Genomic DNA, 10,406 nt, shown 5'->3' with positions numbered 1-10,406 from the left:
TACCGCAGCAACGGATATGTACTCGATCAACCAACCAACCAACCAACCAACCCAAAACCCAAGCCCAAATAAAAGGCCTCGAACTAGCGAGGCCTTTTATTTGGGCTTCAATCTCTTCAACTCTGTGGCCTCATCCCTTGGGACATCCCAAACATGAACAACAACAACTCATGATCAGGCTTGGCCGCGACACCGACCTTGGCGATCCGCGGCATCGGGCATTGCTGCCCGACACCCTGCACCGCACTGAGAACTTGTGTCCGGGGCTGCTCCCAGGCAGCCAGGGCCAGGGCAGCTATGCCCAAAGCCCCCAACAGAAACAAACCTCGTGCAATTTCTAGCTTCATTACGTTAAACCCTTGATAGCGCTGCCAAACGCCGTCTCGTAAAAGTAGCTCAGTTTTTGCCAGTCCGTAGCATTCCACGACGAATGGCGGCGCAACTGCAACATGTCATGCCGGGCCGCCCGCAAAGCGGTCAAGCGCTGCCGGCACTTCTCGAAATCCAGCAACGCCACCTCAACCTTCGCCGCGTCACCCTCACCCGTCACCCGCACAAAGATATGCTTGATATACAGGCAACCATGCTGCCAACGCCCCTTGTGCATCCGCGCCAACGTACCAGCCAGTTCCTTGAGCAAACGCTCATGCACCAACTCGCCATACTGCTCACGACCACCGGCGGCGTACCAGTTTTCGATCTCGTCGAAACCGTCCAGCGACGCCGTGACCAACAACGCCTTCCATTGGTGCTCAGGATCGCGACGGGCCTCGCAGAACACCAACTCCGGCACGCGTACATCCAGCAAGCGCAGGCCCTTCAGGGCGTCACGCTCACGCAACACAGTGGGGCGCCCAAACGGATGGAGCCAACTACGGTAGATATGACCGGTCTGGCGCTTGCTGTAGAGCAAACGCCCATGGGTGCCCGTCACCCGTTGCACACCACTTTCACCGCCGCGACGACGATTGGGCTCTTCGACCCACTCGCCCTGCTGGCGCCAGAAATAATCAAATCGCTCCTCGGGAGCTACTTCACTACCTGGTAAACACTCGACAGCCATCCTGTTACCTCTTGCGCAATACATACACTCGCCACATGGCGTAGAGCGGTATGAAGTCCAGGGATTCCTGAACACGGAAACCGGCTTGCTCAAACTCTGCCTCAACAGTAGCAGCCGGTAACACGAACCGATTTTGGTAACCTTCCTGCTCACCCTTGTTGCGACGCCGCACTTCGGCACGCTTGCGTTTCCACGCCTTGAAGTTGCCGTCCACCCACAGCGAGATAATCACGCTGTCTCGGGTAACACGCTGAAATTCGCGCAGTATTGCCAGCCTGTGCTCGGGGTCACCAATGTGGTGCATCAAGCGCATGCAGAAAATACTGTCGACCGCGTTATCTGGCAAATCGATATCAAAGGCAGACGTTTGCAAGGGGCGTACCCGTTTCACCACATCCGCCGGTTGGGCGACGGTGGCAATCTTCAACATCGACGCGGAGTTGTCGGCACCGATGATCACGCGGTTGGGCTTTTCGGCCAGCAACGGCCAGAAACGCCCGGCACCACATGGCAGGTCCAGCACCAGGCCAGGCTCACCGGCCATGGCCAGCGCACCACGGGCCAATTGCTCGTCGCGTTTGTGGGACAACCGGCGAGCCAGATTGTCCTGATGTTTGAGTAAATAATTCTGCGCGTGCTGATCGTCGTACTTTTCGGAAAATTCGAGCTTGATCGGGGTAGGCATCACCGGGTCTCCAGTTACTGATGCCTACAACCTTAAAAAGAATCCTGTGATCAACAGGTCAACACGTTGTGAAAAACTTGTCCTGTCGAATCGTATACATTACAAAACTTTGCAGACACAAGTCGTGGCATGGTGCCATCTTCGGCGAAAATCAAGAAGTCTGCCGCAGCTTAGCGGCAGGGCAGGCATCAGGCTTTGACCTGACTCAATTCGACGTGAAAGCGGCAGCCGTTGGGCTCCATGGTGCTGAGGCTGACGCTCCAACCCTGGTTCTCGCAGATGCGCTGAACCAAGGACAAACCCAGGCCAAGGCCTTCACCGCGCTTTTCACTGCCACGCACAAACGGTTCGAACATCGCTTCGCGCTTGTCCTCGGGAATGCCCACGCCAGTGTCTTCCACCACAAAACCGCTCGGTTCCAGGGTAAGGCGGATCAAGCCATGCTCGGTGTAGTGCAGGGCATTACGCAACAGGTTGCCCATGACCGCGTGCAGGAAGGTCGCGTTGTAGCGGGTATCCAGTGGATTGCCCGGTTGATAGATCAGCTCAAGGCCTTTGCGCTCGATCGGCTCACGCCAGATCCCCAGCAAGTCCTCGGCCACCTGGGCCAGGTTGGCCTGGGGCGACATGCCGGCCTCCTCGCGCTGGGCACGGGCCAGCATCAGGAAGGTCTGCACCAGTTCGCGCATTTCTTCACAGGCCCGCGCAATGCGCTCGACCTGCTTGCGGCCGCGCTGGTCAATCGCGGGGTTCTCCAGCAACAGTTCGCAGGAGCTGGCGAGCACCATCAGCGGGGTGCGCAATTCGTGGCTCACGTCACTGGTAAACAGCTGCTCCCGGGACAACGCCTGGCGCAAGCGGCCCAGGGTTGCATCGAAGGCCACGGCCAGTTCACCGACTTCATCGGCCGCATAATCCGGCGCCAGCGGGGGTGCCAGGCCAAGTAATTGGTCGCGATGCCGCACCTGGCGGGCCAGGCGTACGACCGGCGCCATTACCTTGCGCGCCAGTACCCAACCGAGAAATACCGCCAGCGCCAGGCTGAGTACAAACCCCACCAGCACGACAGCAAACAGCACGCGCTCGCGTTCTTCAAAATCGCTCTGGTCTTGCAGCAGGACATAACGGCGACCGTCAACGATTTCGACCATTGCGTGGTAGGAAAGCTGTTCGCGGAACACCTCGTGAAAACCGGCGTCGAGGTGGCGCAAGTCCTTGGGCAGTTCAAAATCGCCGGGGCCGCCGCTGAAGTAGAACAACTGGTCGGGCTCGGGGCGATGGCTCCAGTCCTCGACGCTGTCCATCAGCAGCAGCCGTTGCAAGTCACCGCCCAGGCCTGCCGATATGAGTTTTTCTTCCACCAGGTGCACCGTAGCGACGATGCCCATGGCGAAGGCCCCCGCCACCAACGCGCTCATCAAGGCGAAGGCGATGATGATCCGTTGGGCAAGGCTTTGCTTAAACTCCATCACGACCCTCGGCCAGGCGATAACCCACACCGTGCACCGTTTGCAGCAACGGCTTGGCGAAGGGTTTATCAATCACCTGACGCAGTTGATGGACATGGCTGCGCAGGCTGTCGCTGTCCGGGCAGTCATCACCCCACAGGGCTTCTTCGAGAATCTCACGGCGCAATACATGCGGGCTTTTCTGCATCAGCACCGCCAGCAGCTTCAGGCCGACCGGGTTGAGCTTGAGCAGGCGCCCTTCGCGGGTGACTTCCAGGGTGTCGAGGTCGTAGTTCAGGTCACCCACCTGCAAGGCACGGCGCCCGCCGCCCTGGGCACGACGCAGCACTGCTTCGATACGTGCGGCCAGCTCCGACAGCGCAAACGGCTTGAGCAGGTAGTCATCGGCGCCGGACTTGAAGCCCTGCAGCCGGTCATCCAGCTGGTCGCGGGCGGTGAGCATGATCACCGGCGTGTCGCGGCGCGCGTCTTCACGCAGGCGTTTGCACAGGGTGTAGCCATCAATGCCAGGCAGCATGATGTCGAGCACGATCAGGTCGTAATGTTCGGTGGCAGCCAGGTGCAGGCCCGACAAACCGTCCTGCGCACAGTCTACGGTGTAGCCCTTCAGCCCCAGGTAATCGGCCAGGTTGGCCAGAATATCGCGGTTGTCTTCAACCAATAAAATTCGCATGGGCAGTGTCTCCGTACGCGGTAACGGCCGTGTTGGCTCGCGCAGCTTAAGGCCAAGTATGGCTCACGGCTAGGCCTGAAGGCCGCGCCGATTACTGTTTTCAACCGATTGCGAGACTTAACGAGTTTTTCACTATAGGTTCACAACCTGACTACAGTGTCAGCGCGAAGATCGCGCCCATCGAAAATAAGGAACATTGACATGGGTTTTCCCAAAACAGCGCCAATGCGCTATTTGCTGTTGGTAACCGGTGCCTGGCTGGTGGTTTTTCTACTGACCCGCAGCGTGCTGCTGGTAACCCATCTGGATGAAGTGAGCGGTAACCTGCTGCCGGTATTCGGCGTGGGCCTGCTCTATGACCTCGGCTTCCTCGCCTATGCCGCCCTGCCCCTGGGCTTGTATTTGCTGCTGTGCCCACCGGGGTTGTGGCGCCGTCGCGGCCATCGCTGGTTCCTGCAGGCGGTACTCACCGTCAGCCTGTTCGCCATGCTCTTCACCAGCGTGGCCGAATGGCTGTTCTGGGACGAGTTCGGCGTGCGCTTCAACTTCATTGCCGTGGATTACCTGGTCTACTCCAAGGAAGTGCTGAACAACCTGCTGGAGTCGTACCCGATCGGCAAGCTGCTGAGCCTGCTGGCCGTGATGGCGATCGTCTTGAGCGTGGTCTTGCGTAAACCGTTCAACGCGGCCATGGACGCGCCGTTGCCTGCGATGCGCAAGCGTCTGCTCAGTGCCCTTGGCCTGTTGCTGGTGGCCGGCCTGAGCCTGCAACTGATCAACCAGGACAGCCCGCGCAGCCAGGGCGGTAACGCCTACAACAACGAATTGGCCAGCAACGGCCCCTATCAGTTCTTCGCCGCTTTCCGTAACAACGAACTGGACTACACCCAGTTCTACAAGAGCCTGCCGGCGGATGTAGTCGCCAAGCAGTTGCGCGCCGAACTCAGCGAGCCCAACGCACGGTTTATCGGCACGGATCCGCTGGATATCCGTCGCGCCATTACCAACCCGGGCACGCTGCGCAAACCCAACATCGTGCTGGTGACCATCGAAAGCTTCAGTGCCAAGTACATGGGCAGCAACGGCGACCCGAATAACCTCACGCCCAACCTCGATGCGCTGCGCAAACAGAGCCTGTACTTCAATAACTTCTACGCCACCGGCACTCGCACCGACCGCGGCCTGGAAGCCATCACCCTGGCCATCCCGCCGACGCCCGGGCGTTCCATCGTTAAGCGCATCGGCCGGGAAAGCGGTTTCGGCAGCCTGGGCCAGCAGCTCAACGCCATCGGCTACGACAGCGTGTTTGTCTACGGCGGCCGGGGCTACTTCGACAACATGAACGCGTTTTTCAGCGGCAACGGTTACCGCGTGGTCGACCAGAGCAGCGTGCCCGAATCCGAAATCAGCTTTAAAAACGCCTGGGGCATGGCCGACGAAGACCTCTATAAACAGACGCTGAAACTGGCGGACGCCGACTACGCCAAGCAGCAACCATTCCTGCTGCAACTGATGACCACCTCCAACCACCGTCCGTATACCTATCCGGCTGGCCGCATTGATATCAAATCCGGTGACGGTCGCGACGGCGCGGTGAAGTACACCGACCATGCCATCGGCCAGTTCCTGGAGGCGGCGCGCCAGAAACCCTGGTTCGACAACACGATCTTTATTTTCGTCGCCGACCACACGGCGGGCAGCGCCGGCAAGGAAGACCTGCCGATGGTCAATTACCAGATCCCGCTCTTCATCTACGCACCCAAACTGGTAGACGCCGGCGAGAACGCGAAGCTGGCCAGCCAGATCGACCTCGCCCCGACCCTGCTGGGCTTGCTGAACCTGAGCTACGAGTCGACGTTCTTTGGCCGCAACCTGCTGCAAGACAACCCGCTGCCGCCACGGGTAGTGGTCGGCAATTACCAGTACCTGGGGTTGTTCGACGGCAAGGACCTGGCGATTCTCAGCCCGCGCCAAGGCTTGCGTCGGCATGACCAGGCCCTGGGCGACAGCCACGAAATCCGCGTTGGCAGCGATGACCCGTTGATCCAGCGGGCCATCACCTACTACCAGGGCGCCAGTTATGGCTACAAGCAACAGTTGCTGAGCTGGAGGGTGCCCAAGGACGAGGTTCCCCAAGTGAGTACACGCTAACCAAAATGCCCCGGCCAGGTCTGACCGGGGCTTTTTTTAGAGTCTGAGTTCGCCATGCACGCAATCGCTGTTCGTCCGTTATCCCAACCCCTCAACTTCTGGCTGTGCCTCGGTGTGCCTGCCGTTCTGGCGGTGGCCATGTTGCTGCTGGAGCTGACGTCGCTGGACATGGACATCGCCAGGCTGTTTTACGACGCGTCCGAAGGCGGCTTCGTGGGCCGGCACAGTTTTTTTCTGGAGGACATTCTTCACGATCGCGCCAAGCAGATGGTGATCGTGTTTTCGGTGCTGGCAATCGCCGGGTTTGCCGGGGCCTTTGTCTTTGAGCGACTCAAACCCTATCGCCGAGAACTGGGCTGCCTGGTGCTGTCGCTGGCACTGGCCACCTCGTTCGTTTCACCGTTGAAGACGGTGACCGGGGTGCAATGCCCGTGGAGCGTCAAGGAGTTTGGCGGCCAGGAGACGTACAGCGAACTGCTGAGCCCCAGGCCGCCGACCGACAAGCCTGGCCGTTGCTGGCCGGGCGGACATGCGGCGACCGGGTTTGCGCTGTTTGCGTTGTTTTTTGCCCTGAGGGATCGCCGACCGCGGATGGCGCGCTCGGCGTTCCTGTTTGCGCTGGGCCTGGGCACGGTGCTTTCGGTGAGCCGCACGATGCAAGGGGCGCACTTTCTTTCCCACAACGTGTGGACGGCAATTTTCAGCTGGCTGATTTGTTTGGGCGCCTATTACTTCCTGCTGTACCGGCCGCAGCCCGCCTTCCGCAAGCAGCCCGTGACGCCATGATGAACAGCCCTTGCCTAGCCGGGGGCAAGGGCGCAACACTCTGCGCACTTTTTGGCAACGATCCTGCTGAGCCATGTCCGATACCCTGTTGCTGATCGAAGACGACCTGCCCCTGGCGGCACTGACGGCCGAGTTCCTGCGCGCCGAAGGCTTTAGCGTTGCAGTGGAACACCGTGGCGACCACGCCGCCCAGCGTATCCAGGATGAACAGCCGGCACTGTTGATCCTCGATGTGATGCTGCCGGGCATCGACGGTTTTACCCTGTGCCGACAGATTCGCGACCACTACCCCGGGCTGATCCTGATGATGACGGCCCTGGACGAGAACGCCGAACAATTGGTGGGGTTTGCCGCCGGGGCCGACGACTACGTGGTCAAGCCGATCGACCCGCAACTGTTGCTGGCAAGGATCCGCTCGCTGCTGCGCCGCCATCCCCAGGCCCCCCGCAGTTACTACCAGTGGGGCGCTTTTCGGCTGGACCTGAACAACCACTTCGCCTGGCTTGGCGAGGCGCCCTTGCAGTTTTCGGTGGCCGAATTCGAGTTGCTCGCCATCTTTGCCCGCCATTGCGGCGTATTGCTGACCCGGGAAAAACTGCTCCAGCGCCTGCGCGGCCTGGAGTACGACGGGCTGAACCGGTCGATTGATATGCGGGTGTCGCGCTTGCGCAAAAAGCTGATGAGCCTTGAGTGCCCCGTGACCATCCAGACCATCACGGCGCAGGGATACCTGTTCGTCGAAATCCCGACGGGGAGCCAGCATGCTGTCTAAAGTTCGCCCGTGGATGGCCATCGCGGCCGGCACCAGCTGGGCCGCCCTCACTTTTTACCTGTTGTGGTTGTGCACGAACGCTGCGGTGTTTATCGGCGACTACAGTTTCCTGCGCCTGATGGCCGGGCCGGGTTATCTCGTTGCCGAGCAACTCAAGGCCTTGCCCGCCGAACAACGGGAAGCGCGCATCGAGTCACTGCAAGCACGCTTTCAGTACCCGGTGAGCCTGGTGAAAAAGGATGATATCGAGCTGCCGCCTGAAGCTATTGTGATGCTCGACCACCATCAGCCGGCGCAGAACAGTGATGAGGACGTCACCTACTTCCCGCTGGACGATGACACGGTGATTCAATTCGGTCCCTTGTGGGGAACTGCCGAAGTGAAGGACCTGCTGCAATATCCGGTGTACTGGGTGACCGCCTGTGTCGCCGGCCTGCCGGTACTGCTGTTTCTCTGGATTGCCCTGCGTGCCCGGCGCAAATACACCCATGACCTCGATGCCCTTAATGCCTGCATTGCTACCCTCGCCCGCTCGCCCAACACGCTGCTGCCCGCGATGAGCCAGGAGTGGGCGCCGCTGCTGCTGACCTTGCAACGGCATGCGCTGGATATCAGCTCGATGGGCGAACGCCACCGGGAGGTTTCCCAGGCGGTGTCCCACGAACTGCGCACACCCCTGGCGCGGATGCGTTTTGCCCTGGCACTGCTGAGTAAAAGCGCCGACCCCGACACCCGCACCCGCCTGCAAGAGCGCCTGCACACCGATATCGAAGAGCTGGAGTCGCTGGTTCGCGCCAGCCTCGCCTTTGCCCGGCTGGCCGATGCACCCAGCGACCTGCAGCATGAGCCAATCAATCTCCATGTCTGGCTGCAGCAGGAGTTTGCCCTGCTGGACGGGCACCATCGCTTGCTGACCCTGGACACCGACCCGGCCGACCTGGAACTGATCGGCGACCGCGCCTTGCTGCATCTGATCGTGCGCAACCTGTTAAGCAACGCCATTAACTACGCCCGCGAACGGGTGAACGTCAGCGCTGCGTGCCAGGGCCAGCACCTGGTGCTGCATGTGGATGATGACGGCCCGGGCGTGCTGCCGGAAAACCGCGAAAAGATCTTCGAACCCTTCGTGCGCCTGGCCATGGGCGGCGACGAGCCCAGCGGATTTGGCCTCGGCCTGGCACTGGCCAAGCGCGCCACCCATTGGCACGGGGGCGAGCTGTCGATCACCCGCAGCCCGTTGGGCGGCGCACGCCTGACCCTGACCCTGGCACTGCGCCCGGCCTAGGCTGTTACAGCCTGTGACAGTGGAACATCCGCGCTGCCGCTAACCTCGCGACCTTGCCCTTTGGATCAGGTTGGAGAGTCAGCTCATGCGTCACCCTAGACGGCATCTGCCCACGCTGCTGTTATCACTGTGCATGGCCGCCGGTTCATGGTCAGGCGGCGTTGCGGCCCAGAATGTCCAAGCGCCCTACTACCCCGGCACCATCCTGCCCAATCGCCAGCCCCAGGCGATCATGGATCAACAACTGGTCACGTTCTACAAGGACTGGAAGGCGGTTTACCTGTCGGGGGAATGCGGCAGCGGCCGGTATTTCATCAAGGTCAACGCCGACCACAAACCCGTGGGTGGTGGCGCCGCGCCCAACACCATCACCGTGTCCGAGGCCCATGGCTACGGCATGCTGCTCACTGTGATGATGGCCGACTACGATGACCAGGCCCAACGGACTTTCGACGGCATGGTGCGCTACTTCCAGGATCACCCGGCAGCTTCCGATCCCGGCCTGATGGCCTGGAACCAGACCGAGGGATGCGGCGACTCCACCGACCCTTTCCGTGGTGACGTCAGTGCCACCGATGGCGACCTGGACATCGCCTACGCCCTGCTGCTGGCCGATCAGAAATGGGGCAGCGAGGGCTCCATTGACTATCGCAGCGAGGCCAACACGGTGATGGCGGCGATCATGAAACACGAGGTGCACCCCAGGACTCAGCACCTGATGCTCGGCGACTGGGCCGGTACCGACGGTGACGCAGAGCTTGAGTACACCACCCGCAGCTCGGACTTCATGCAGTCGCACCTCTACAGCTTTTTCACCATGACCGGGGACAAGCGCTGGCAGGCGGTGCGCGACAAGACCTATTCGATCATCAGTGACTTTACCCAACGGTACAGCGCCAACAGCGGGCTGGTGCCGGACTTCATCAGCCACCTGGACACCTCGATCACCCCGGCGCGGCCCGATCTGGTGGAAGGCCCATACGACGGCAGCTATTCGTGGAACGCGGCCCGCTACCCGTGGCGCATCGGCCTGGATTACCTGATGTACGGTGACCCGCGTGCGCTGTACACCTTGACCACCTTCAACCGCTGGGCACGCGCCACCACCCACGATGAGCCGGGCAACTTCAACAGTGGCTACCGAATCGACGGCAGTGCGATCGAGGAAGCGCACAATGAGCCGGCCTTTGTGGCGGCACTCGGGGTCAGCGCAATGATCAACCCCGACAATCAGCTGTGGCTCAATAACCTTTGGGACAACCTGCAACGCCGGTCCATCCGTGACCATGACTACTACGGCAACACCCTCAAACTGCTGGGCATGGTGGTCATGTCCGGCCATTGGGAGCGGCCCCAACCGGCGCCCCTCAAAAAAACCGCACACGTGCCTGTCCATCCGTCATCCGGCTCTGCGGCACCGGGACCCGTGGCATCTTTGCCGCCCGCCTCGCACCTGATGCTGGCTCGCGGCTTCATGTTCAAGAAACTGCTGGGGCGTCGCGGCGTCAGCTGAGGCGTGCGC

General features: G+C 60.9%; 10 protein-coding genes. 5 read left to right on the top strand and 5 right to left on the bottom strand.

Going from position 1 to position 10,406, the window contains the following annotated elements:
* Positions 1-116: 116 nt before the first annotated feature.
* The 5 genes from HX807_RS08885 to colR all read right to left on the bottom strand — a co-directional run bounded on the left by HX807_RS08885 (position 117) and on the right by colR (position 3,890).
* Entirely contained in the window at positions 117-347 is a 231-nt protein-coding gene (locus tag HX807_RS08885) for a hypothetical protein (RefSeq protein WP_008433604.1), read from the bottom strand.
* Positions 347-1,063 carry a lipopolysaccharide kinase InaA family protein gene (locus HX807_RS08880; protein WP_008433603.1) on the bottom strand — a complete coding sequence of 239 codons (717 nt, stop codon included), beginning with the start codon at positions 1,061-1,063 and terminating at the stop codon, positions 347-349. The genes HX807_RS08885 and HX807_RS08880 overlap by 1 nt, the downstream gene beginning before the upstream one ends.
* A 4-nt stretch (positions 1,064-1,067) precedes the next feature.
* Positions 1,068-1,748, bottom strand: coding sequence for a class I SAM-dependent methyltransferase (locus HX807_RS08875; protein WP_008433602.1), 681 nt, complete (start codon positions 1,746-1,748; stop codon positions 1,068-1,070).
* Between the two features lie 188 nt (positions 1,749-1,936).
* Positions 1,937-3,217: a HAMP domain-containing sensor histidine kinase gene (locus HX807_RS08870; protein WP_008433601.1), complete on the bottom strand. Its 1,281-nt coding sequence runs from the start codon at positions 3,215-3,217 to the stop codon at positions 1,937-1,939.
* On the bottom strand, positions 3,207-3,890 hold the full coding sequence (gene colR / locus HX807_RS08865; protein ID WP_003208587.1) for a two-component system response regulator ColR: 684 nt from the start codon (positions 3,888-3,890) through the stop codon (positions 3,207-3,209). Before colR ends, HX807_RS08870 begins: the two co-directional genes overlap by 11 nt.
* A gap of 201 nt (positions 3,891-4,091) precedes the next feature.
* Here colR and HX807_RS08860 point away from each other — a divergent pair, with 201 nt between their 5' ends.
* From HX807_RS08860 to HX807_RS08840, 5 genes are all read left to right on the top strand, one after another.
* Positions 4,092-6,041, top strand: a complete 1,950-nt coding sequence (locus HX807_RS08860; protein ID WP_003208588.1) for an LTA synthase family protein — start codon at positions 4,092-4,094, stop codon at positions 6,039-6,041.
* 54 nt (positions 6,042-6,095) lie between these two features.
* Positions 6,096-6,827, top strand: coding sequence for a phosphatase PAP2 family protein (locus HX807_RS08855; protein ID WP_177049770.1), 732 nt, complete (start codon positions 6,096-6,098; stop codon positions 6,825-6,827).
* 73 nt (positions 6,828-6,900) lie between these two features.
* Positions 6,901-7,599, top strand: a complete 699-nt coding sequence (locus HX807_RS08850; protein ID WP_177049768.1) for a response regulator transcription factor — start codon at positions 6,901-6,903, stop codon at positions 7,597-7,599.
* On the top strand, positions 7,589-8,884 hold the full coding sequence (locus tag HX807_RS08845) for a HAMP domain-containing sensor histidine kinase (RefSeq protein WP_177049766.1): 1,296 nt from the start codon (positions 7,589-7,591) through the stop codon (positions 8,882-8,884). Before HX807_RS08850 ends, HX807_RS08845 begins: the two co-directional genes overlap by 11 nt.
* Before the next feature lie 85 nt (positions 8,885-8,969).
* A complete protein-coding gene (locus HX807_RS08840; RefSeq protein WP_177049764.1) occupies positions 8,970-10,397 on the top strand; it encodes a glycosyl hydrolase family 8 in 1,428 nt (475 codons plus the stop codon).
* The last annotated feature ends 9 nt before the right edge of the window (positions 10,398-10,406 follow it).

The organism is Pseudomonas sp. D8002 (genome assembly GCF_013385695.1).
GTDB lineage: Bacteria > Pseudomonadota > Gammaproteobacteria > Pseudomonadales > Pseudomonadaceae > Aquipseudomonas.
The sequence above is the reverse complement of the archived record's forward strand: the minus strand, read 5'-3'. Positions and strand labels throughout refer to the sequence as shown.